General features: G+C 26.0%; 26 protein-coding genes and 1 pseudogene. 12 read left to right on the top strand and 15 right to left on the bottom strand.

Going from position 1 to position 22783, the window contains the following annotated elements; all coding sequences use genetic code 11:
• Positions 1 to 10 precede the first annotated feature (10 nt).
• The 4 genes from ACIJYB_RS05140 to rpsF form a co-directional block, all read right to left on the bottom strand.
• Positions 11 to 1429: a replicative DNA helicase gene (locus ACIJYB_RS05140; RefSeq protein ID WP_435085218.1), complete on the bottom strand. Its 1419-nt coding sequence runs from the start codon at positions 1427 to 1429 to the stop codon at positions 11 to 13.
• 68 nt (positions 1430 to 1497) lie between these two features.
• Complete coding sequence (gene rplI, locus ACIJYB_RS05135; RefSeq protein WP_435150308.1) at positions 1498 to 1956, bottom strand: 50S ribosomal protein L9; 459 nt, start codon at positions 1954 to 1956, stop codon at positions 1498 to 1500.
• Positions 1957 to 1958: 2 nt separating this feature from the next.
• Positions 1959 to 2231 (bottom strand): 30S ribosomal protein S18, encoded by a 273-nt coding sequence (gene rpsR, locus ACIJYB_RS05130; protein WP_435085215.1) that lies wholly within the window; start codon positions 2229 to 2231, stop codon positions 1959 to 1961.
• Positions 2232 to 2233: 2 nt separating this feature from the next.
• The gene (rpsF, locus tag ACIJYB_RS05125) at positions 2234 to 2587 is read right to left on the bottom strand and encodes a 30S ribosomal protein S6 (protein WP_435150306.1); all 354 of its coding nucleotides are present in this window, start codon (positions 2585 to 2587) and stop codon (positions 2234 to 2236) included.
• 87 nt (positions 2588 to 2674) lie between these two features.
• Here rpsF and fabD point away from each other — a divergent pair, with 87 nt between their 5' ends.
• From fabD to gmk, 4 genes are read left to right on the top strand one after another with little or no spacing between them, the layout of a single operon-like run.
• Positions 2675 to 3601, top strand: a complete 927-nt coding sequence (fabD, locus tag ACIJYB_RS05120; RefSeq protein ID WP_435150305.1) for an ACP S-malonyltransferase — start codon at positions 2675 to 2677, stop codon at positions 3599 to 3601.
• Complete coding sequence (fabG, locus tag ACIJYB_RS05115) at positions 3598 to 4335, top strand: 3-oxoacyl-ACP reductase FabG (RefSeq protein WP_435150304.1); 738 nt, start codon at positions 3598 to 3600, stop codon at positions 4333 to 4335. The genes fabD and fabG overlap by 4 nt, the downstream gene beginning before the upstream one ends.
• Before the next feature lie 48 nt (positions 4336 to 4383).
• Positions 4384 to 4623, top strand: a complete 240-nt coding sequence (locus ACIJYB_RS05110) for an acyl carrier protein (RefSeq protein ID WP_271497429.1) — start codon at positions 4384 to 4386, stop codon at positions 4621 to 4623.
• Positions 4624 to 4631: 8 nt separating this feature from the next.
• Positions 4632 to 5264, top strand: a complete 633-nt coding sequence (gene gmk, locus ACIJYB_RS05105) for a guanylate kinase (RefSeq protein WP_435150303.1) — start codon at positions 4632 to 4634, stop codon at positions 5262 to 5264.
• Here gmk and rsmA read toward each other — a convergent pair.
• The 6 genes from rsmA to ACIJYB_RS05075 form a co-directional block, all read right to left on the bottom strand.
• A complete protein-coding gene (gene rsmA / locus ACIJYB_RS05100) occupies positions 5253 to 6038 on the bottom strand; it encodes a 16S rRNA (adenine(1518)-N(6)/adenine(1519)-N(6))-dimethyltransferase RsmA (protein WP_435150301.1) in 786 nt (261 codons plus the stop codon). The genes gmk and rsmA overlap by 12 nt on opposite strands.
• Positions 6035 to 6997, bottom strand: coding sequence for a 4-hydroxythreonine-4-phosphate dehydrogenase PdxA (locus ACIJYB_RS05095; protein ID WP_435150299.1), 963 nt, complete (start codon positions 6995 to 6997; stop codon positions 6035 to 6037). Before ACIJYB_RS05095 ends, rsmA begins: the two co-directional genes overlap by 4 nt.
• Positions 6987 to 7913, bottom strand: coding sequence for a peptidylprolyl isomerase (locus ACIJYB_RS05090; protein WP_435150297.1), 927 nt, complete (start codon positions 7911 to 7913; stop codon positions 6987 to 6989). The genes ACIJYB_RS05095 and ACIJYB_RS05090 overlap by 11 nt, the downstream gene beginning before the upstream one ends.
• 6 nt (positions 7914 to 7919) lie before the next feature.
• Positions 7920 to 10496 carry an LPS-assembly protein LptD gene (locus ACIJYB_RS05085; RefSeq protein WP_435150295.1) on the bottom strand — a complete coding sequence of 859 codons (2577 nt, stop codon included), beginning with the start codon at positions 10494 to 10496 and terminating at the stop codon, positions 7920 to 7922.
• Positions 10497 to 10548: 52 nt separating this feature from the next.
• Positions 10549 to 11556 (bottom strand): LptF/LptG family permease, encoded by a 1008-nt coding sequence (locus ACIJYB_RS05080; RefSeq protein ID WP_435150293.1) that lies wholly within the window; start codon positions 11554 to 11556, stop codon positions 10549 to 10551.
• A gap of 65 nt (positions 11557 to 11621) precedes the next feature.
• Entirely contained in the window at positions 11622 to 12749 is a 1128-nt protein-coding gene (locus ACIJYB_RS05075) for an LptF/LptG family permease (RefSeq protein ID WP_435150291.1), read from the bottom strand.
• A 60-nt stretch (positions 12750 to 12809) separates the two neighbouring features.
• On the opposite strand from ACIJYB_RS05075, the gene ACIJYB_RS05070 reads away from it, so the two are divergent.
• Complete coding sequence (locus tag ACIJYB_RS05070) at positions 12810 to 14267, top strand: leucyl aminopeptidase (protein WP_435150289.1); 1458 nt, start codon at positions 12810 to 12812, stop codon at positions 14265 to 14267.
• On the top strand, positions 14260 to 14670 hold the full coding sequence (gene ndk / locus ACIJYB_RS05065) for a nucleoside-diphosphate kinase (RefSeq protein WP_435150288.1): 411 nt from the start codon (positions 14260 to 14262) through the stop codon (positions 14668 to 14670). Before ACIJYB_RS05070 ends, ndk begins: the two co-directional genes overlap by 8 nt.
• On the opposite strand, the gene purN is transcribed toward ndk, so the two are convergent.
• The 3 genes from purN to purM are packed head-to-tail and all read right to left on the bottom strand — an operon-like array spanning position 14660 to position 16246.
• Entirely contained in the window at positions 14660 to 15241 is a 582-nt protein-coding gene (gene purN, locus ACIJYB_RS05060) for a phosphoribosylglycinamide formyltransferase (protein WP_435150286.1), read from the bottom strand. The genes ndk and purN overlap by 11 nt on opposite strands.
• Positions 15219 to 15599: an AIR synthase-related protein gene (locus ACIJYB_RS05055; RefSeq protein WP_435150285.1), complete on the bottom strand. Its 381-nt coding sequence runs from the start codon at positions 15597 to 15599 to the stop codon at positions 15219 to 15221. Before ACIJYB_RS05055 ends, purN begins: the two co-directional genes overlap by 23 nt.
• Positions 15600 to 15607: 8 nt before the next feature.
• Complete coding sequence (gene purM / locus ACIJYB_RS05050) at positions 15608 to 16246, bottom strand: phosphoribosylformylglycinamidine cyclo-ligase (protein WP_435150283.1); 639 nt, start codon at positions 16244 to 16246, stop codon at positions 15608 to 15610.
• Positions 16247 to 16299: 53 nt separating this feature from the next.
• Here purM and ACIJYB_RS05045 point away from each other — a divergent pair, with 53 nt between their 5' ends.
• The 3 genes from ACIJYB_RS05045 to aspS are packed head-to-tail and all read left to right on the top strand — an operon-like array spanning position 16300 to position 19781.
• Positions 16300 to 17337, top strand: a complete 1038-nt coding sequence (locus tag ACIJYB_RS05045) for a hypothetical protein (protein WP_435150282.1) — start codon at positions 16300 to 16302, stop codon at positions 17335 to 17337.
• A complete protein-coding gene (locus ACIJYB_RS05040; protein ID WP_435150279.1) occupies positions 17334 to 17996 on the top strand; it encodes a DNA replication protein in 663 nt (220 codons plus the stop codon). Before ACIJYB_RS05045 ends, ACIJYB_RS05040 begins: the two co-directional genes overlap by 4 nt.
• A complete protein-coding gene (gene aspS / locus ACIJYB_RS05035) occupies positions 17997 to 19781 on the top strand; it encodes an aspartate--tRNA ligase (RefSeq protein WP_435150277.1) in 1785 nt (594 codons plus the stop codon).
• A gap of 1 nt (position 19782) precedes the next feature.
• On the opposite strand, the gene ACIJYB_RS05030 is transcribed toward aspS, so the two are convergent.
• Positions 19783 to 20604, bottom strand: a complete 822-nt coding sequence (locus ACIJYB_RS05030; protein ID WP_435150275.1) for a ribonucleotide reductase — start codon at positions 20602 to 20604, stop codon at positions 19783 to 19785.
• A gap of 115 nt (positions 20605 to 20719) precedes the next feature.
• Here ACIJYB_RS05030 and ACIJYB_RS05025 point away from each other — a divergent pair, with 115 nt between their 5' ends.
• The 3 genes and pseudogenes from ACIJYB_RS05025 (at position 20720) to ACIJYB_RS05015 (ending at position 21448) form a co-directional block, all read left to right on the top strand.
• Positions 20720 to 20944 carry an NADH-ubiquinone oxidoreductase subunit NDUFA12 family protein gene (locus ACIJYB_RS05025; protein ID WP_435150273.1) on the top strand — a complete coding sequence of 75 codons (225 nt, stop codon included), beginning with the start codon at positions 20720 to 20722 and terminating at the stop codon, positions 20942 to 20944.
• Positions 20858 to 21078, top strand: a pseudogene (locus tag ACIJYB_RS05020) (NADH-ubiquinone oxidoreductase subunit NDUFA12 family protein); the annotation flags it as partial. The gene ACIJYB_RS05025 and the pseudogene ACIJYB_RS05020, both read left to right, overlap by 87 nt.
• Entirely contained in the window at positions 21041 to 21448 is a 408-nt protein-coding gene (locus ACIJYB_RS05015; RefSeq protein ID WP_435150271.1) for a DUF2155 domain-containing protein, read from the top strand. The pseudogene ACIJYB_RS05020 and the gene ACIJYB_RS05015, both read left to right, overlap by 38 nt.
• Here the strand turns inward: ACIJYB_RS05015 and accC are convergent.
• Entirely contained in the window at positions 21445 to 22782 is a 1338-nt protein-coding gene (gene accC / locus ACIJYB_RS05010; protein WP_435150269.1) for an acetyl-CoA carboxylase biotin carboxylase subunit, read from the bottom strand. The two genes, ACIJYB_RS05015 and accC, sit on opposite strands and share 4 nt — an antisense overlap.
• Between the last annotated feature and the right edge of the window lies 1 nt (position 22783).

Raw genomic sequence — 22783 nt, 5'->3', positions numbered from 1 at the left:
ATATTTGAATTTAATTAATTTGAGTATCTTTAAATTTAGTAAATCTCTCTTCAAACTCAAGAGTTACATTGCCTATTGGGCCGTGTCGTTGTTTCCCAATTATAATTTGAGCTAAGTGAGCAACTTCATTCATTTTTGCTTGCCATTCAGCATGTTCAACGGTGGCTTCTCGCGGTTCTTTTCTTGATAGATAGTATCCTTCTCTGTATACAAACATTACAACATCAGCATCCTGTTCAATTGAACCAGACTCTCTCAAATCTGCTAGTTGAGGTTTGTGATCATCTCTTTGTTCAACTTGTCTTGATAGTTGAGAAAGAGCAACAACTGGAACAGCCAATTCTTTTGCAATTGCTTTTAAACCTTGAGTAATTTGTGATATTTCTTGAACTCTTCCATCTTTATTAAATGTGGTTCCTCTCATTAGTTGAATGTAATCAACTACAACCATATCAAGACCAAATAATCTTTTTATTCTTCTGGCTCTATTACTCATTGCAGCAATACTAATTGCTGGGGTTTCATCAATATATAACGGAAGTTCAGAAATATTTTTTGAAGTTTCTAAAAATTTATCAAACTGTTCATCTGAAATCCTACCTCTTCTTATATCATTTGAGCTAATTCTTGCTTGTTCAGAAATAATTCTTGTAGAAAGCTGTTCAGAAGACATTTCCAATGAAAAGAAAGCAATTGAAGATTTTTTACCACTGTCTTGTAACTTTTGCGCTGCATTAAATGCAATATTAGTTGCAAGTGATGTCTTACCCATTGAAGGACGCCCAGCAATGATGATCAAATCTGATTGATGAAGGCCACCAAGTTTATCATCTAGATCTCTAAGCCCTGTAGGAACACCCACAATACCTTCTTCATTTTTATAAGCAGCAGATGCCATTTCAATGGTTTGTTTCATTGCCTCATCAAACTTGACCAGTGAAGAATTAAAAGATCCTTTTTCTGCCAAGTCAAATAAAAGTCTTTCTGAATTTTCAATAATAGTTTGACCATTGGTGTCTAATTCATTTAGTTTTGCACTATCAATGGTTTGCTCTGAAATTTTAATTAACTCACGTCTTACAAACATGTCATAAATTATTTTTGAATACTCAACTGCTTGACGAACTGATGTAGAAAATTTTGTGATCTTTACTAAATATTCTGGAACATTTAGATCATCTTTTTCATCTTCAAAATAATTTTTAAGAGTAATAGGATTTGCAAGCATTCCTTTGTAAATTAAACTTTCAATTGCCTCAAAAATTTTTTGATGCATTGGATCATGAAAATTAATACTAGAAATTATTGTACTAATTTCATCAAAGATGTCGTTACTAACTAAAATAGATCCTATGACTGCTTGTTCAGCTTCAATGTTATTTGGTAATTCCTTGAATTGATCTTTAACGATACTTAAATTGTTTTCCATAAATATTAATTTACAGAATTATTCTTTAATTAAAATTACTAAAAACTATTGGGGAAAAGAATGTATAATTATTGGATCGTGTCAGTTGATGTAACACTGATTGTGATTTCAGCATCAACTTCTGAGTGCAAAGAAACTTTTACTTTAAATTTACCTAAAGATTTAATTTCTTCAACTGGTTGTATCATTGAAGGTTTAATATCAATTTTGTTTTCATCTTGAATAAGTTTTGAGATTTCAGTTGGTTTAACTGAACCATATAATTCATTATTTTCAGTACTTAATTTTTTGACCACATATTCTTTGCCATTAATTTGTTCTGAAATTTGTGTAGCCTCTTTTTTCTTTTCACTATCTTTTTTTGATAAATCAGCTTTTATTTTTTCAACTTCTGAAATATTTTCTTTTGAAGCATATAAAGCTTTTTTGTTAGCAATTAAAAAATTTCTAGCATAGCCTCTTTTAACGTCTATCACTTCACCAATAGAACCAATCCTCTTTACGTTTTCTAATAAAATAACTTTCATTTCTATATTAATGCTAAGTTTCTAGCTCTTTTGATTGAAAGAGATAATTCTCTTTGTTTTTTTTGAGAAACATTAGTAATTCTTGAAGGTAAAATTTTTCCGTTTTCAGACATATATTTCTTTAAAAGTCTTACGTTTTTATAGTCAACAGCAGGAGCACCTTTTGCTGATAATGGGCATGTTTTTTTAAATTTATATTTATTCGGTTGAAAGATGCTTAATTTCGCAAAGTTACTTTGCTTACCTTTTTTATTTCCACTTTGTCTTTTAGGCATAATTAATTTTTGTAACTTTCTTTTTTATCTTCATCTTCTCTTTTACCAAAGTAATTAGCTTCTAGATCAAATTTTTTAACTTTAACCGTTAAGTATCTTAATAATTTTTTATCAATTGCTTCATTTTTTTCTAACTCATCAATTAAATTTCCTTTACCTTTGATCTTAAAGTGAATGTAGCTACCTTTTTTATTCTTCTTAATTAAATACGATAAGTTGAGTAAACCCCAATTTTCAGTTTTAACAATTTCACCTTGATTTTTCTCAACAATTTTAGAATATTTTTCCGTTAATTGTTTAATTTCACTCGGTGAAGTATCTTGTCTAGCTATAATAGTATGTTCGTATAAATTCATTTAAGTTCTTTAATAAAAAGTGAGGATATACTATTATAAATGTTCAATTACAATAGTTAAAAAGGCAAAATAGATAGTTTTTTTTATATGTTTTCAGTAATTTTTCCAGGTCAAGGTTCTCAAATGGTTGGTATGGGAAAGGAATTCTTTGATAGGTTTGATATTGTTAAAAACCTCTTTAAAGAAGCTGACGATACGCTAAATTTTTCTATATCCAAGCTTATACTAGAGGGCCCTAAAGACGAGTTAGACTTAACAGTAAATACTCAGCCAGCAATCTTTATAATTAGCTATTCAATTTTTAATGTAATTAAAAAAGAATTTAACATTGATTTGAGTAAAGCAAAATATTTTGCTGGACATTCTTTGGGTGAATACTCTGCTTTATCGTGTGCAGGATACTTAAGTTTTTCCGATACTTTAAAAATCTTAAGAATAAGAGGAGATGCAATGCAAAATTCAGTTCCCAAAGGGCAGGGCGGAATGGTTGCAGTATTAGGTTCAACGGTTGAAATAATTGAACAAATATTAAAAGAAAATGAACAAAATTTTAATGCTCAAATTGCCAATGATAACTCTGAAGGTCAAATTGTACTAAGTGGAAAAATAGAAGATTTAGATAAATTAATTATAATTTTAAAAGAAAATAATATTAAGAATATTAAGTTACCCGTAAGTGCACCTTTTCACTGCAGCTTGATGAGTAAGGCTACTAAGATTATGAGTGGGGAATTAAACAAATTAAACTTTATAAATGGTGACAATAAACTGATCTCAAACGTAACTGCAAAAGAAATACTAAACACTGATGAGCTAAAGGATTTATTAATTAAACAAATTGAAAATAGAGTAAGATGGAGAGAAAGTGTAATCAATATGATTAATAATGATATTAATCATTTTATTGAAATAGGCCCAGGCAAAGTTTTATCAGGTTTAGTTAAAAGAATTAATAAGGAGGTTAAAATAGACACTATTAATAATCAAGGAGATATTGAAGGTTTAAAAATATGACTAATTTAGAAAGTAAAAATATTATTGTAACAGGTGCATCAGGTGGAATAGGAAATTCTATAATTAAAAAATTGAATGAAGCAGGTGCAAATATCTTGGCCTCAGGGACTAGAATTGAAAAGCTAGAAGAACTTAAAAAAAATTTCAAAAATATTAAAATATTAAAATTTGATATCTCACAAAGTAATAAAATCGAAGAGTTTATTGAAAATGCAACTAATGAATTAGGTGGAAGTTTAGATGGCATAATAAATAATGCTGGAATAACTCAAGACAACCTTGCTATTAGAATGGGTTTGGAAGAATGGCAAAAAGTTATAAATATAAACTTAACTTCAACTTTCTTAATGAGTAAATTTGCTATTAAAAAGATGCTTAAGAATAAATCTGGAAAAATTGTAAATATTACTTCAGTAGTAGGTCATACTGGAAATTTGGGTCAAGCAAACTATACAGCATCAAAAGCTGGGATTGTTGCTATGTCAAAAAGTCTTGCAATAGAATATGCTAAAAAAAACATTAATATAAATTGTATTTCACCAGGATTTATTAAGACAGCGATGACAGATAAAATTGATGAGAAATTCAAAGAGGTTATTGTATCAAAAATACCGTCTGCTCGCCTAGGTGAACCAGATGATATTGCAAATGCGGTATTATTTTTGAGCTCAAATCAGTCTGATTATATAAATGGCGAGACATTACATGTTAATGGAGGCATGTATATGGCTTGACAAAATAGCTTTTTAAACTAATAAGAATTTATAACAAAAAGGATCAATATGTCAGAAGATGTTTCAAGTAAAGTAAAAAAAATTGTAGCAGATCACCTAGGTATCGATGAGGCAAAAGTAAATGAAGAATCTAGTTTTATAGATGATTTAGGTGCTGATAGTTTAGATACAGTTGAGTTGGTGATGGCTTTTGAAGAAGAATTTGGATCTGAAATTTCAGATAGCGAAGCAGAGAAAATTTTAACTGTGGGAGATGCAGTTAAGTTTATCGAAGGTAAAGCTAACTAATTACTTTTATGCCCTCACATAATGATGGGGTAATGATAGTTTTATCTTCTCCATCAGGAGCCGGTAAAACTACATTGGTAAAAAAGTTATCTTCTCTAGATAATTTTGAAATCTCTATTTCTCACACTACACGTCAACCAAGACCTAATGAATTATCTAATAAAGATTATTTCTTTGTAAATGAAGATGAGTTTAGGAGACTGATTAAAAATGAAGAGTTTCTTGAATATGCAAAAGTTTTTAATAATTTTTATGGAACAACTAGAACACCAGTAATTGATAAATTAGATAAAGGTAAAAATATTTTATTTGATATTGATTGGCAGGGAGCAGACCAAATCAAGAATAAAAAACTAGATTACAAGTTAATTACTTTTTTTATACTCCCTCCAAGCAAAGAAGAATTATTTGAAAGACTATCCAATAGAGATATGAAAGATAAATTAATTGCCGAAGAAAGAATGAAGCAATTTGAAAGAGACGTCTTACATTGGATAAATTATGATTATGTAGTTATAAATGATAATCTAGAAAAATGTTTTTCTAAAATAAAAAATCTTATTGAAGCTGAAATTAATAATGGTTCAAAGGATTATGATTTAGAATATATTAGAAGCCATGTAAGTAAGTTAACTTCTTAATTTTTCATATTCATCAGTTAATTTGTAATAAGTATCAAAGTCTAAATTTTGTGGTCTTAAATTTAAATCAATTTTAAGCTTATCTATTATTTTTTTATCGCCATTAAATAATTGATTAAAAGGTTTTTTTAACATTTTCCTTCGCTGACTAAAAAATATTCTAGTAACTTTTTCTAGGTTTTTTGGATTTTTTAACTTAAAAAAATTTTTTTTAGGAGTAAAAAATAATAAGGAACTATCAATTTTTGGTCTTGGAGAGAAAGACTTAGGTTTAATATCACAGATTTTTTTTACATTTAATTTCCAATTAGCCAAAATTGACAATCTTCCATAAGTTGATTTATTAAAAGTTGAAATTATTCTCTCAGCAACTTCTTTTTGAAACATGAGAATAAGATGATCAAACCAAAAATTATCTTTTAAGTTAATTATCCATTTACTTAATATCTCAGTGGATATGTTGTATGGCAAATTACCAAATACGGTAACTTTATCATCGAATAATAAATTTTCATTAATATTTAAAATATCATCGTTAATGACAATTAACTGATTACCAAAATTAATATTAAGTTTTTCTGCTAAATCATTATCTTTTTCAATAACAAATACTTTCTTGGGTTTATTCTTAAGAATAAAAGATGTTAAATTGCCAGTTCCTGGTCCAACTTCAAATATAATTTTGTTTTTAATTGCAGTCACATTTACAATTTTTTCTAAAATATTTCTGTCTGTTAGAAAATTTTGACCTAAACTTTTCTTGGCGTAAATCAATTTTTATCCAAGAATTGTATAGCTTTTAACAAACTTGTAGAATTTGATTTATTTTGACCTAACATTTTTTCATTTGGACCATGATCAGGTGAAATTCTTATAAATGGTAAGCCCAAAGTAATGTTTATTGCATCATATTCGAATAATGTCTTTAATGGTGTGAGTACTTGATCGTGATACATGCCAACTATAACATCAAATTTCTTTCTATTTTCTTTTAAAAATATCGTATCTGCCGAATATGGCCCTGATAAATTATGTTTATTACTTAAATATTTTATAGAAGGTTTAATAATTTTTTCATCTTCGTCATAATGATGTACACTTTCACAGTGAGGATTAAGACCTAAAATTGCAATTTTAGGTCTTTGATTAAATCTTTTTTTATAAAAAGAGCTAATTAGAGATATTTTTTCAATGATAGCTTTTTTGCTTATTTCTTTTGCAACTAATTTTAAAGGTAAATGAGTTGTGATTGGGCAGACCGAAAGTTCTTTGTTGTAAATTAACATACATGTTTTGTTTGTCTTAAATTTCTTTGAAATATATTCTGTAATTCCTAAAAATTTTTTATTTAAAAAACTTTTTTTTGAGATAGGACCGTTAATAAATTTGGAAATTTTAAATTTTTTTATTATCTTAAATGCCAAATTAAAAGAATTTTCAATAAAAATATTTGATTTATTTGATATTTTTTCAAATGCACGATCAGGATTGTAATCAACATTTATCAAATTTATTGTTTTATTATCAAGGTTGTATTCATTTAATTTTGAGGGATTTAAAAGTTTAATTTTTTTTTTAAATTTTAATTTTTGCATTTGCATACTTAATAATTTATTAGATGAAATTAAAATTACTGGATTTATAATTTTATACTTTTTTTGAACCTTAAAAAAAATTTCTAAAAAAACACTATTTGGTTCACCTGTTACTATTAAAATTGGGTTATAATTCATTTATTATAATATTTTTTTTAATCTTATTAAAATAAATATTTGAGAATTGATTTAATTGTTCATTAGTTTTTTTTATAACTATTTTATCTATTTCAGAATTTAAATCAAAATCATTATCTGTTTCTCTTATATCTTCAATCTTTAAAATTAAAAAACCACCTGGTAAGACTATAGGTTTGGTGTAGTTGTTAATTTTAATTTGTTTAATAATTTTTTTAATTTTTGGACTCATTATTGTCTCTTTTACCCATCCTAATTTGCCACCTTTGTTAGCTGTATTAGAAACACTATATATTAGTGCAGTTTGAGAAAAACCTTTGTCATTTATTTCTTTTTCCAATAAATTTGTTTTTTTATCTAATATTTCATTTTCATTTATGGTAAAAAAAATCTCTGAAAGTAAATACTCGTTTTGTTTATCTTTAGTTAAAAGTTCATTCTTGATAATTTCTTTGTTAATTTTGACGTTTTGATTAAACTTGTTAAAAATAAATTGGTTCCACATCACCTCTATACTAATTTTTTTTTTAATTAAATTAGGACTGATATCCAATAAAAGAAAATATTTTTCAAAATCATAAATACTTTTTATCTCATCTGATTCAAAATGATTTACTAATAAATTATTTAAAAATTTGTCTTCAATTATAATTTCTTTAAAAATTTTTTTTAACTCAATCTCTTTAATTTTTTCTCTAATTAAAGATTTTTTCGCAATTTCAAATGCCTGTTTTTTTGGCATTTTGTTGAGATCATTATTAATCGTACCAAGGTATTTTAGCTCAGTTAATATATCTATAGATGTAATGATTTCATTATTCACTTTAAAGAGAATCTTATTTTCAATTGCTATAGCGTTTGAAAAAAAAATTAATGAATAAAAAAATATTAAAATAATTTTTTTGAAATTTTTCATTTATTATTATTGGTCCAAAATTTCATTCGCTTGATATTCATAAGTCGTTAAAGGAAATAATGTGATTGTAAATAATAGGTTCTCTGTAGGCTGAAGATCTCCATCAGCATAATAAGATTTTTTATACTTAATTCCTGCTGTTAAACAATCATTCTTATACTCGTAAACAAGATCATAATACTCTGTAAGGCTTAATTTTCTGTTTCGACGTGTTTGAAATATAAATGAATTTTTTTCATCAAAAGAATACTTCGTTGTATTTGCCAAAACATTAGCATCACCAATTTCACCATGTTCTTCTATAAAATTAAATTTTGTTACAAAATTATTAATAGAAATAGTTGCATTAAAATCATTATATTCAAATGTGTTATAATTATTATCTAAAGAAAAATCATATCCCACATTTAAATATTTAGAAAAATTATTAGAAATTGACCCAAATAAATTTGAATTTTTTTTATGTATTGTACTTTTGTTTGGAATAAATTTTTCTTCTTTGTCTCTTAAAATTGTAGCTAATTTTAATTCAAAATAGTTGTTTATTTGATTTAAATTATCTTTTTTTTCATTTTTATAATCTAATCCTAATGTTATAGACCTGCCTGCTTCTAAAGTGTCTGATAACCCAAGTCTGTTTAATGCAAAAGCATTAGCCACAGTTATTTTGTTATCTGATGAAGAGTGATCTTTCATATCACTTGGATTAAACCTAAATGACAGTCTTGGAGTTAGCAAGTTATCGTAATTTTTAGCTTTTTTCTCCATGGGCATGCTAAAGTCCACATTAAACAATCCAGCAAATTCAACTTGAGGATCAGATTTATATTGTGATGTTTTTTTTCCAACAGAATTTAAGTTTTTTAGACTCAAACTATAATTATTCTTTATGCCTAAATTAGAAATAAAATCTAAACTATTATAATTAAAATCATTTGTTATGTTAGTTTCAAGTTTATTTGTTTCACTTAAATAGTTATTACCACTAGAAGAAAAACTAATATTTCCTTTAAAAAAGTTTTGTGAAATTAATTTATCAAAATTATAATATGGTAAGTTATATTGATATCGATCAGACCTTCTTTTAGTTTGAAGATCCTCATAACTTTCAATACCAGTTGTAAGACTAAAATCTTCATGATTTAAAGATATTTTTAAATTACTATTTAATTTATCAAAATTACTAGGTCTTAATGATGATGTAGTTATATATTGGTCAAATACTTTTAAATAAGTATCTTTTGACACTTTGTTTAACGATAATTCTAAATCACTTGAATTAAAATTTTCAAAATTTAAGTCATGATTTAATTTCAAAAATAGATGTGATAAGCTATTTTTTTTATTAGTGGTTACTGATTTATAACCATTAACATACCCAAAATCTGCCAAGATTTTAGAATTTTTGTTTACTGCCCTATATTCAGTTGTGAGCATTGATGTACTACCGTCAAATAAAATAGGAGTTAAAGTTAAATCTTTATTGTCAGAAATTACTTTGAAATAAGGTAGTGTTAAAGAACTTCCAAGGCTAGTAGAATTATTTATTTGTGGTTTTAATAGCCCCGATTGTCTTTTTACTGATGGGTCTGGATGAAAAAATTTTGGGAAATAGAATACTGGAAAATCATAAACCTTTAATACAGCATGATCATAAATAAGTTGTTTTTTTGATTTATCATGTTTAATAACTTCCGCATTGATTACCCATGGTGGGCATTTATCATTTTTTTTACAGCTTGTAAAAGCTCCCTTATTTATTACTGTTAAATTATTATCACTAGATGAAGACACCCCTTTTAATCGTGGATCATTTTCAGTGTTGTCAAAAATATCTTTGTGAATTTCAATTTCTGTGTCTTTAGCAATAAATGTTTGATCTTTAAGATTAATTATTGCATTTTCAAAAAATAATTTATCACTTTTTGGTAAATTATAATTAGTAATAACTAATATTTTCTCACCCTTAAAGATTTCTTTATTTATTGAATAATTAAAATTTTCAGTAAAATAAACCTTAGAGTTATTATCTTCTATCTTTGTTTTTTCTCTAGAACTTAAATTATCTTCCTTGATTAAAAAAACTATATCTGAAGAAGTAATTTTATATTTTGATTGTAAAAAAGCTTCTGTTCTACCTTTAGTAATTATTTTTTCATTCTCTTTATAATAAGTAAAATTTTCTCCAGCAATTATATAGTTTTTTAAAGAATCTTTGATTTTAACATCACCATTTGCATTGAGTATATTTTCATTTCTAATAAATTTAAAAGAGTCCGCAAAGATAAATTTATTTTTTTCATATATTGCTTTTGAATTTTTATTAGTCGTTATTATTTCTTCATTTTTATTGTAAATTACATTTTTTGAATAAATTTTTAAATTTCTGTTTGTATCTTCAATTTCAACATTTCCTTTTGCTGTTAAAATATTTAATAATTTTTCATAAACAAATGTGTCAGCAGTAATTATTATTCCATCATTAGTATTTACAGTACCTTTTTTTAATCCTTTAATTATATCTCCGTTTTGTAAAACTTCTATTTCAGTTACATTAAAATTAAATTGCTCTGCACTACTCACACTGAAAAAAAACATTTTGCTTAGAAACAAAAATAATAGAATAGTTAAAAATTTATTTTTCATTAATTTTATAAATCATAAAAGTATTAAAAAGACCCAATATTACTAAGGGGGTAAAAATAGCAAATATTAACGGAATTCTCTCAGTATTTCCCATAACTAAAAAAAAATTGTTTATATAGTAAATAATTACAGAAATAAACAATCCCAATGAAATTTTGAATGTCGTTGTATCGAGTCGTTTTATTTTAAACATAATAAGCGCTGATAAAATAGTAATTAAGACCAAATATAAAGGAAAAGCTATAATCTTTAGTATTTGCATATTAACTTCTGTAAGTGAATAATTCAATTTTTTATAGTTGTTTTTTAGTTCAATAATTTGAAAAAAATTTAAGGATGATAAATTTGAATAAAGTGTTGTAATTCTTTTATAATTAAAGTTTGTATTAATTTTTAAAACTTCTTTAATCTCATAATCATTATCATTATAAATCTTTGCATTTGAAATGATCCACTGTTTTTTACTTATATCAATTTTTTTACTTTGAACATTTCTTATAACTTCATAATTTTTATTGAATTCAGTAATAAAATTATCAATTAAAAAATTATCTCTAATTTCTGTTGAATTAATAACATAAATCTTGTCATCAATTTCATCCTTTATCCATAAGCCATTTTTTGTGACAACTGCCAAGTATTTACCATCAGTTGTATATTGAGATTTTTTTTCTAAATAAAAATTTTTTAAATTAGCTGAAAAGTTATAATATACAGTGATAATTATTATACCCATGATCAGAGACAGAAAACTTATTATTATTAAGATGCTTGAGTTTTTAAGCCCAGAGTATTTAAAAACTTCCAGCTCATTATTATTGAAAAGTTTTATAAAAAAAAATTGTGTAGTAAGTAAAAATATAAAGGGAAACATTTCGAAAATCATTGATGGAGAATTTAAAAGAGATAGAAGTAAAGTAAAATCAATTCCAACATCTATATCTTTAAAAAACTCTAACTCTGATAATACATTTAAAATAAATACCAAGCTAAGCATGACTAAAAATACATAGAAAAAAGATCTAAGAAAAATATAACATAGAAATTTTATATAAGTTTTCATTAGTTGGAATATTTAAAATGGGTTTTTTTAAAAAATAACAAATATAGAAAAATTAAAAGGAAAAAGGGAATTAATGAAATTAAAAGATTTTTAAAATATATATTAGAAATAATTTTGACAGTAGTTTCTGAAAATATAATAAAAAATAAACCAATTAAAAAAGTAATAATTTTTAATTTTGAATAATTTGAGCTTTCTTTTGAAGAAAGTATTAATAAAAATGGGATAAGTACCAACAATGGAATATAAAAAGGTATTAAAAATCTTTTATATAATTCTTTATAAATATTTCGTAAATTTTCTTTAGAACAATTTTCTATTTTTTTTTCACCAACTTTTTTTTTAGAATTTAAAAGCTTCAAGCATTTTAAAAGCTTAAATGAAGAAAGTTCTTGTGTTTTTTTATAAGTAGTAGCATTACTGCTAAAATTATTAAGTGGAAAATCAGATTTTGAAAAACTAAAATTAGTTATTTTATCATTTTTTCCAGTAATTGTTGCGCCATCAAACAAAACTAAAACTGGGATATCATTAAATTCTTTAAAAACCCCTTTTTTTGCATAGGTTATTTGAAAATTATTTCGATCTATTTGTTTTTTTAGATATAAATTGAAAAGATTTCCTTCATTATCCTTTCTTTCACTATAAATAGTAACATTTTTGATTGTGTCGTTAAATCTTTGAGGTTTGATAAAATTTCCAAAAAAATTTACTGTTGAGTTTCTTAAAAATGATCTAGCCAAATCTTGAGATTTTGGAATTATTAATGAGGAAAAGATTATTTGTACGATCATTAATATTAGTGAAAATCTAAATATAAAATTAATTAGCTCAATTTTATTTACTCCAAAGTTCCATAAAATTAATAATTCATTATTATATTCAAATTTTGAGGTAATGTGGAATATGCTAAAAAATAACACAAAAGGATACAATCTACTTAAAATTTTAGGAAAATTAAGTAATGAGTAATTTATATAGATTGTATAATCTCGCCCGTCTTCAATCATAATATCAAGAAAGTTAACAGCTTGAAATACCCAAACAACTATACTTGAGCCTAAAAGAGCTATTAAAAAAAAACTTAAATAATCGATTAATAACTTTCTAAATAAGATTTTTTTCATTGAAATATGGTATTTTTATTCTTATATAACATGTACTCGTATAGAGTGTATTTAAAACTGATGACTATTCAAATAAATTATAAAAAAAAAAGCTCAATTAATGCTTCTTCTAACCTCATCTTATTTGTTGATGAAAAATTCAATATTGGGAGTTTGAAGAAATACATCTCTAATAACGAATTTTCATATATTTCAGATTTATTAAAAAACAGTGATTTAAAAAAAGATTTATTGTTTTTTGATATTAATTCCAAAAAAACAATTTTTTTAGTTTCTATTAAAAAAGATGTTAAAGTCTCTGATTTAGAAAATTTAGGTGCGAAATTTCATAGTCATATAAATTATGATAAGAAAAGAGATTATTTTGTTAATACAGACACCATAAATAGCAATATTGAAAATTTCGCTGGATATTTCTTACACGGCATTAAATTAAAATCTTATGAATTTAATATTTATAAATCTAAAAAGAATAAAAAAGATATTTCTATAAATTTAATTGGAAATAAAAATAAGATATCTGCATATAGTCAGCTAAGATTTAAGGCAATAGAGGAAGGAAGTTTTTTTGCAAGAGATCTCGTTTCAGAACCGGGAAATATTTTACATCCAGATGAATACGCAAGAAGAATAACTTCACTTAAAAAATTCGGGTTAAAGATAAATATATATGATAAAAAAAAAATGAAAAAACTTGGAATGAATGCTTTGCTTGGCGTGGGCCAAGGAAGTATTCGAGGATCCTATCTAGTAACTATAGAGTGGAATGGAGCAAAAAATAATTCCAATCCTATAGCATTCGTTGGAAAAGGAGTTTGTTTTGATACTGGTGGTTATTCTTTAAAACCAGCAAAATTTATGGAAGATATGACTTATGATATGGCAGGATCAGCCACAGTTGTTGGTTTGATGAAAAATTTAGCCATTCGAAAAGCAAAAATTAATGTAGTTGGTGTTGTGGGTCTTGTTGAGAATATGGTGAGCGGAAATGCTCAAAGACCTGGTGATATAGTAAAATCTTATAGCGGTAAAACAATAGAAATATTAAATACAGATGCAGAAGGTAGATTGGTTTTAGCTGATGCTTTAACTTATACTGAAAAAAAATTTAAACCTAAATTTATAGTTGATTTAGCAACTTTAACTGGTGCTATTATAGTTTCTCTTGGATCTGAATATGCAGGTTTATTTTCAAACAATGACAAGTTAGCAAAACAATTACTAGATGCTGGAGACAAAGTAGAAGAAAAATTATGGAGAATGCCACTTCATAAAAATTTTGATAAACTTATAGATTCAAAAAATGCAGATATGCAAAATATTAATTATGTTGGTGGCGCAGGATCAACAACAGCCGCACAGTTCTTGCAAAGATTTATTTTAAATAATACACCTTGGGCTCATTTAGATATAGCTGGTATGGCATTTTCAAAATATGGTGGAGCTTTAAATTCAGGTGGAGCAACCAGTTATGGAGTAAGATTATTAAATAAACTAATAGAGGATGATTATGAGTAATACAGAGCAAACACTATCTATAATAAAGCCAGACGCAGTAGAAAGAAACTTAGACAATGAAATTAAAGAGATGTTTAAAAATAAAGGTTTTTCAATCGTAAAAGAAAAAAAAATACAGATAGAAAAGTCTGAGGCAGAAAAATTTTATAAGGTTCATGAAACGAAACCATTTTATAACGATCTTTGTGCATATCTTTCATCAGGTCCAATTGTTGTAATGGTTCTCCAGAAAGAGAATGCGGTTCTGGGTAACAGAGAGCTAATGGGAGCAACAAATCCTAAAGACGCAGAAGAGGGTACGATAAGAAAAAAATATGGAATTTCTATTGATAAAAATTCAGTTCATGGATCTGATAGTGTTGAAAATGCTAAAATTGAAATAGATTTCTTTTTTAAAGACTAAAAATTTTTAAAATAGCCTCAGGATAAAGCTTATGCTCTTCAGCTAAAACTTTATTTGCAAGGGTTCTTAGTGTATCTTTTTTGTAAATCCTTACTTTCTTCTGATCAATAATTTTACCTGAGTCAAGTTTAGAGCTTACAAAATGCACTGTACAACCAGAATAACTATCTTTATTATCTATTGCTCTTTCATGAGTATTTAAACCTTTATACTTTGGAAGAAGAGAGGGATGAATATTTAATATTTGCCCTTTAAAACTTTGTATAAAACTTTTTGATAAAATTTTCATAAAACCAGCTAAACAAATAAGATTTATTTTTCTTTTTTTTAATAATTTCAGAATTTCTTTTTCAGCTTTAATATGTTTATCAAAGTTAAATATTTTTTTTCTAATTTTATAAATTTTTCCAAAGGTTAAACCTTTTGATTTAGGATTATTAGAAATTATGATTTCAATTGAAATAGGTGATTTTTTGAGTTTAGAAAATTTAATGAGAGATTTTAGATTGCTTCCTTTTCCAGATATAAAAACTGCTGTTTTTATATTTTTAGTTCCAGTTGACAGAGCCATTAAGTTTTACTTTATTTTTACCTGTAGAAATTTTTCCAATAATGTATGGCTTAAATTCTTTGGTAAAATATTGTTTAATACTCTTATATTTATTAGGCCTAATTATTAAACAAAAACCAACACCACAATTAAATGTTTTAAGCATTTCTTTATCAGATATTCCATTTTTATTTAGCCATTTAAAAATTTTTAAGGGTTTGATTTTACTAAGATCGACTTCCGCAACAAAATTATTTGGGATAACTCTCTTAATATTATCAGCTAAACCACCACCTGTTATGTTAGCACATACATTAATTAAGTTTTTATCAATTAATTTTAATACTTCCTTTACATAAATTTTAGTAGGCTTAAGCAACTCAGTTTTTAAAAAATTATTTTTTTTAATATTGATTTTTTTTTATTCAAAAGGTATCTGACCAGAGAAAAGCCATTTGAATGAACACCACTTGATGGAATAGCTAAAATTAAATCATTTTTTTTAATTTTATTTTTACTTAAAATTTTATTTTTACTAACCACACCAACAGCAAACCCCGCAATATCAAACTTACCTTTTTCGTAAGTTCCTGGCATTTCTGCAGTTTCACCACCGACTAATTCGCACATGGATTGTTTACACCCACTAACTATCCCTTTAATGATTGATTTTAGTTTTGCTAAATCAATCTTATTAATGGAGATGTAATCTAAAAATAAAAGAGGCTTTGCGCCTTGAACGATTAAATCATTTACACTCATTGCAACCAAGTCGATACCAATTGTATCAAATTTATTAAGTGTATTAGCAATTTCAATTTTAGTTCCAACTCCGTCAGTGCATGCTACAATTTTAGGCTGTTTTATATGATTTGGAATCTCTGATATAGAACCAAATCCTCCAATATTTGAAAACTTTTTTTTGCCTTTTTTTTTTGATGAAAATGAAGAAATGAAATTAACAAAATTATCTGCTGCTTTTATATTAACACCACTTTTTTTATAGGTATATTTTTTTTTATTCATTAATATGTTTTATGAGATTTAATTATAAATTTTATTCCTACAAGAAGCTATATATGCATTTTTGCATTCTTGCTTTCTTAAATATTTTTTTTTCCACAGAAAATATTTACGCAAAAACTCTAACTGTAAATGATATTGAAATATCCACTCCATTTGAGATAAATTTTGATAAAAATGAGATAATTGATGAGGGTTTTACAAAAGCATTTAATCATCTGGCTTTAACTATTGTTCAAACTAAAAATCAAGAAAAATTAAAAAAAATTCCCTTAGGACTTATTAAAGGAATGATAGAAACTTTTTCCATTAAGGAAGAAAAGTTTATTAATCAGATTTATTATTTAACATTGAACGTTTCATTTAACAAAAAAAAAATATTTAATTTATTGGAAAGCAAAAATATATTTCCATCTTTACCAGTAAAAAAAAATGTATTTTTTATACCTATTATACTAGATGAAAATAATAATGAGATTTTTATTTTTTCTGAAAGTGATTTATTTAACAAATGGAATTCAGAAATTAAAAGTTTTCATTTGTTGGAATATATTTTACCGACAGATGATCTTGAAGACTTTAATTTAATAAAGCTCAACTCAGATAATTTAGAAAATTATAATTTTAAAGAAATAATTCAAAAATATAATTTAGACGATTATATTATTACTATCATTTTTAAAAATGGTAAAAACATAAGAGTACTAAATAAAATAAACTTTAAAAACAAAATAGATATTAAAAATTTAAGTTTTGAAAATATTAACTTAAATAATGAAAAAGAAATTCTAATGTTTGTTAAAAATTTAAAATCTATATTTGAAAATTATTGGAAATCTAAAAATGAAATCAACACCTCTGTCAAATTACCTTTAATTGTCTCAATTGATAATAATGACAATTCTGAAATATCTAAATTTGAATTAATCTTAACTAATATCGATTTAATTTATGATTTTAATATTTATAAGTTTGATAATAAAAACAACATTTATAGGATTGTATTTAATGGTCCTCCAGATTATTTTTTAAAAATTATGAAAGATAAAAATTATGAATTTAATACTCAAAATCAAATATGGAGTATTAAATGAAAAATTTAAATCAATTAATCTTAGATTTTGATTATGAACAAAATTTTAAAGACCAAGATTTTTATGTAACTAAAAGCAATGAATTTTCTTTTAAATTATTGAATAGTTGGCCCAAATGGGAAAAAAATTTTGTAAATTTAATTGGACAGAAATTTTCTGGTAAAACTCATCTAATTAATATTTTTTTAAAAAAATATAAAGGAGTTATAATAGAAGCTAGTGAATTAAATAACGAGTCTTTAAAACAGATAAAAGTTTTTGAAAATATTGTTATTGAAAATTTTAATGACCAAATTGATGAAAATCTATTTTTCACATTATTGAATATCATTGATCAAGATAATAAATATCTAATTTTAACTTCATCAAAACCAATTGTTGAACATGCGTTTAGATTAGACGATTTAAATTCTAGAGCTAAAAACTTCCTATTATCCAACATAGAAAAACCAGGCGACGACCTTATGTTTGCGTTGATATTAAAAAATTTATCAGACCGACAAATATCCATAGACAAGAAATTAATTGATTTTATTATCAAAAGAATTGATAGATCGTATGGCAAAATTTTTGATTTCATATATAAAATTGACGAAATTAGTTTAAAAAGAAAAAAGCCAATTGATTTTAAAATAATTAAAGAAGTCTTGGGAGAATAATTGAATAAATATAGATCACATAATTGCAATGAATTAAGAAAAAATGATTTAGATAAAGAAATTTCTGTATCAGGATGGATTAATAGAAAAAGAGATCATGGTAATTTATTATTTATTGATCTACGAGATAATTATGGAATTACTCAATGTATTATAGATAAAGAGAATAAAAATTTTTCGCAGCTAGAAAAGACACAATTAGAAACAGTTGTTAAAATTACAGGAAAAGTTGTTAATCGATCAAATGAAACAATAAATAAAGATATTGAAACAGGTGAAATTGAAGTTGTAATTAGTGAATTTGAAATATTGGGAACATGCAAAGAGTTGCCAATGCCCGTCTTTAGTGATCAAGAATATGCTGAAGAAATTAGATTAAAATATAGATTTTTAGATTTAAGAAGAAAAAAAATTCATGAAAATATAATTCTAAGATCAAAAGTAATTTCTTATATCAGAGATGAAATGACAAAACTTGGATTTTTAGAATTTCAAACTCCAATTTTGACATCTTCTAGCCCCGAGGGTGCTAGAGATTTTCTTGTTCCAAGTAGATTAAATCCTGGTAAGTTTTATGCATTACCTCAAGCACCCCAACAATTTAAACAACTAATAATGGTCTCTGGTTTTGATAAGTATTTTCAAATTGCACCTTGTTTTAGAGATGAAGACGCAAGAGCCGATAGAAGTCCTGGAGAATTTTATCAACTTGATTTAGAAATGTCTTTTGTTGAGCAAGAAGATGTATTTAATGTTGTTGAAACTTTATTAGTCAATACTTTTAAAAAATTTTCTAAAAAAAAGTTGATGAATGATAAATTTCCAAAAATTTCTTATACAGAATCTATGCTAAAATATGGAAGTGATAAACCTGATTTAAGAAACCCTCTTATTATAAATGATATTACAGAAGTATTTACTAGAGAAGATGTTTCGTTTGAAATTTTTAAAAAACTTGTGAAATCAGGTTCAAATGTAAGATGTATTTCAACTAAAGATACAAAAGATAAGCCAAGAAGTTTTTTTGACAATATTGATAAGTGGGCAAAAGAACAAGGAGGATCTGGATTAGCATATTTTACTTTTGAAGAAAATGACGAGTTGTCAGCTAAAGGACCAATTGGAAAATTCTTTTCTAAAGAAGCTTTACTTGAAATTATGAAAAAAACGAATTCAAAAGTAGGGGATAGTATTTTTATGGCATGCAGCAAACAATCTGATTTAGAAAAAATTACTGCTTTAGCTAGAGATAAAATTGCTAAAGATTTAGATTTGATTGATGATAATATTTTTGCATTTTGTTGGATAGTTGATTATCCAATGTTTGAAAAAGATGAGATAACTAATAAAATTGAATTTAGTCATAACCCTTTTTCTATGCCCCAAGGGAATTTAAGTGATAAAGATTTTAAAGATCCTTTAGATATTCTTGCTTATCAATATGATATAGTCTGCAATGGTATTGAGCTCTCTTCTGGAGCTATAAGAAATCACAAACCAGACCTCATGTACAAACTATTTTCAATTGCAGGGTATAGTAAAGCACAAGTTGATGAAAAATTTAGTGGGATGATAAATGCATTAAGCTACGGGGCTCCCCCTCATGGAGGAATTGCTCCTGGTATTGACAGAATTGTAATGTTACTTGCAAATGAAAAAAATATTAGAGAAGTTACAATGTTTCCAATGAATCAAAATGCGCAAGATCTTATGATGAAAGCTCCATCAGATGTTAGTCAAGATCAATTAAAAGAACTTGGACTTAACATAAGAACAAAAAAATAGATTACTTTTTACCTTTTAAACTTATTTTAACATCTGATAAATCAACAAGGTTTTTTTTGTAATTATTTCTAACGAAACCTTTGCTTGTTATATCTTTAACTATCTTCAATAGTTGGTTTTGATCTTCAGACTGTGGTTCTTCACTTGAATTAATATCATTTCCACCAATTGAAGGTGTGTGTGCCAAATCTTCTCTATTTTGGTAAGAAATTGCTAATTCTCTAAAAATATAATCTAATATTGAGCTTGCACTTAAAATTCTGTCGTTACCATGTACTTTTCCGGAAGGCTCAAATTTTGTACCAACAAAGGCACTTATGAATTCATCCAAAGGAACACCATATTGAAGTCCCAATGATATAGCTATGGCAAAATTATTCATTAATGCTTTAACAAGCTCGCCTTCTTTACTTGTGTCTATGAAAATTTCACCAATTTTACCATCCTCATATTCCCCAGTATGTAAATAAACTTTGTGATCTCCAATAGTAGCTTTTTGAATGTAACCCTTTCTTCTGTCGGGCATACTAAATCTTTTTCCACTTTTTTCAGATGATTTATTGAAGCTTGAAATAATATTGTCTTTATTTTGTGAAGCTAGTTGATTTTTTTCAACTACTGCGTCGACTTTTTTATTTTCAATAATCTTATTATTAAAGTCAAGACTTTTAGTTTTACGATTATCAAGCTTAACATCTAGAACCTCAAACTTGCCATCATCTCTTTTTTCAAGGTTTTTTAACTCTGTTTCATTTATATCATCTAGGTAATGATTAACTTTAAACGTACATGTATAATAAGTCTCGACTAAATATTTTGACATTTAACTCCAATTTTTAATTTTAATTTGAATATTGAATCAATTAATTTATATACAAATTCATATTTTAGTCTAATTTAAATTATACAATTTTTGATTGAATAAATAAATAAATTTTATGTTGACACTTTTTAAAAAAATTTTTACGTGGTGGAATCAAGATACCTTTGGCACCAGATTAAAAACAATCTTTTATGGAAAATTAGTTGGTAGCGATGAGTTTGGTAACAAATATTATGAAAGTAAAAAAAAAAGAGATGGGTTATTTATGCAAATAATATTGATGCCTCAAAAATTCCTGTTGAATGGTATTCATGGATACATTTTACACCCAACAAAATAGAAAAAACCCATGAACTCAAAAAATATGATTGGCAAAAACCTCACCAATCTAATTTAACTGGTACAGAAGAGGCTTATTATCCTAACAAAGATAAAGATGGAATTAAAAAGAAATATTCTAGCTGGAATCAATAAATTTAACTTTTATCTTTTTATTTTTTTAGTTTATTTTTTTTTAATAAATCTATCATTCTCAAAAGATACAACAGAAGGCTATTTTACAGATATAAAAATTTTAGATAAAATTAGTTCAAAAAATACTTTAGTTAAATTAAAAAATGGAGAGTTAATTACTTTCAAAGATCTCTCTATAAAAAGTTTAAAATGTAAAAATTCAGAATTCGATGATAATCCAGAAATTATAGCCTATATACAAGTCAAAGATTTAACAGATGAAAATAATAATGAGGTTTTTGTATTTAACGGTTGGATGTTTTCGTCAAGCCCATCAATTACTCCCTTTGATCATCCGGTATATGATGTTTGGCTTATTAAATGCTATTAGACTATAGTATCTTTGTCTAACCAGCTTACATTAAAATCAGAATTAATAAATTTTTTATGACTTAGAAGTTTTTTATGTAGTGGGATAGTTGTGGTAATTCCCTCTATAACAAATTCATCTAAAGATCTATTCATTCTTTGAATTGCCTCAGTTCTATTTCTTCCATGACAGATTAGTTTACAAATCATACTATCGTAATAAGGAGTAACTTTATATCCTTGAAAAATAGCTCCATCTACTCTTGTTCTGAAACCAGATGGTTGATGGCACATGCCTATGGTTCCAGGAGATGGTTGAAAGTTTTTACTTGCATCCTCTGCATTTATTCTACACTCTATTGCATGACCTCTTGGGTTTATATCTCTCTGTTTGAGGGCTGTTTCTCCAGAAAAAGCAATCCAAATTTGCTCTTTAATAATGTCAACACCAGTTACCATTTCTGTTACAGGATGTTCAACTTGCACTCTTGTATTCATTTCGAGAAAATAAAATTTTCCATCTTCATAAATAAATTCTACAGTCCCGGCTCCCATATAACCAATTTTAGCAACCATATTCACTGTTCTTTCAAATAAATCTTTTCTTATTTCATCATTAAGAACTGGGCTTGGAGTCTCTTCAATTAATTTTTGATGTCTTCTTTGAACAGAACAATCTCTTTCATAAAGGTGAACAACATTATTTTTACCAGCTAAGATTTGAACTTCTATATGTCTTGGATTTTGAAAAAATTTCTCAATATAAACTTCGTCATTACCAAAATATTTTTGTGCTTCTGATTTTGCAGTAGAAAACAAGGTTTCAAATTCCTCTTCTTTGTAAACAATTTTCATACCTTTTCCACCACCACCACCTGATGCTTTAATTAAAACAGGAAATCCAATTTTTTTACATAGTTCTTTGGCTTGAGCAATATCTGTAACACCACCCTCAGAACCTTCAATTACTGGTAAACCATTCTCTTTAGCAATTCTCTTCGCTTGAATTTTATCACCCATCATTTTTATATGTTTTGATGATGCGCCAATAAAACTTATTTTATTTTCTTCAAGAATTTTTGCAAAACTTGCATTTTCAGATAAAAATCCGTAACCAGGATGTACAGCGTCGGCATTGGTAAGCTCTATTGCTGACATTAAATTAGGAATATTTAAATAACTGTTTGCAGGTTGATGAGAACCTATACACACACTTTCATCTGCCATTCTTACATGCATACTTTCTCTATCAACATCAGAGTGAACAGCTACCGTTGGAATTCCCCATTCTTTACAAGCTCTAATAATTCTAACTGCAATTTCCCCACGGTTTGCAATTAAGATTTTTTTAAACATT

The sequence above is a fragment of the Candidatus Pelagibacter bacterium nBUS_44 genome, assembly GCF_051200895.1.
GTDB lineage: Bacteria > Pseudomonadota > Alphaproteobacteria > Pelagibacterales > Pelagibacteraceae > Pelagibacter.
This window is presented reverse-complemented; position numbering and strand designations above follow the sequence as displayed.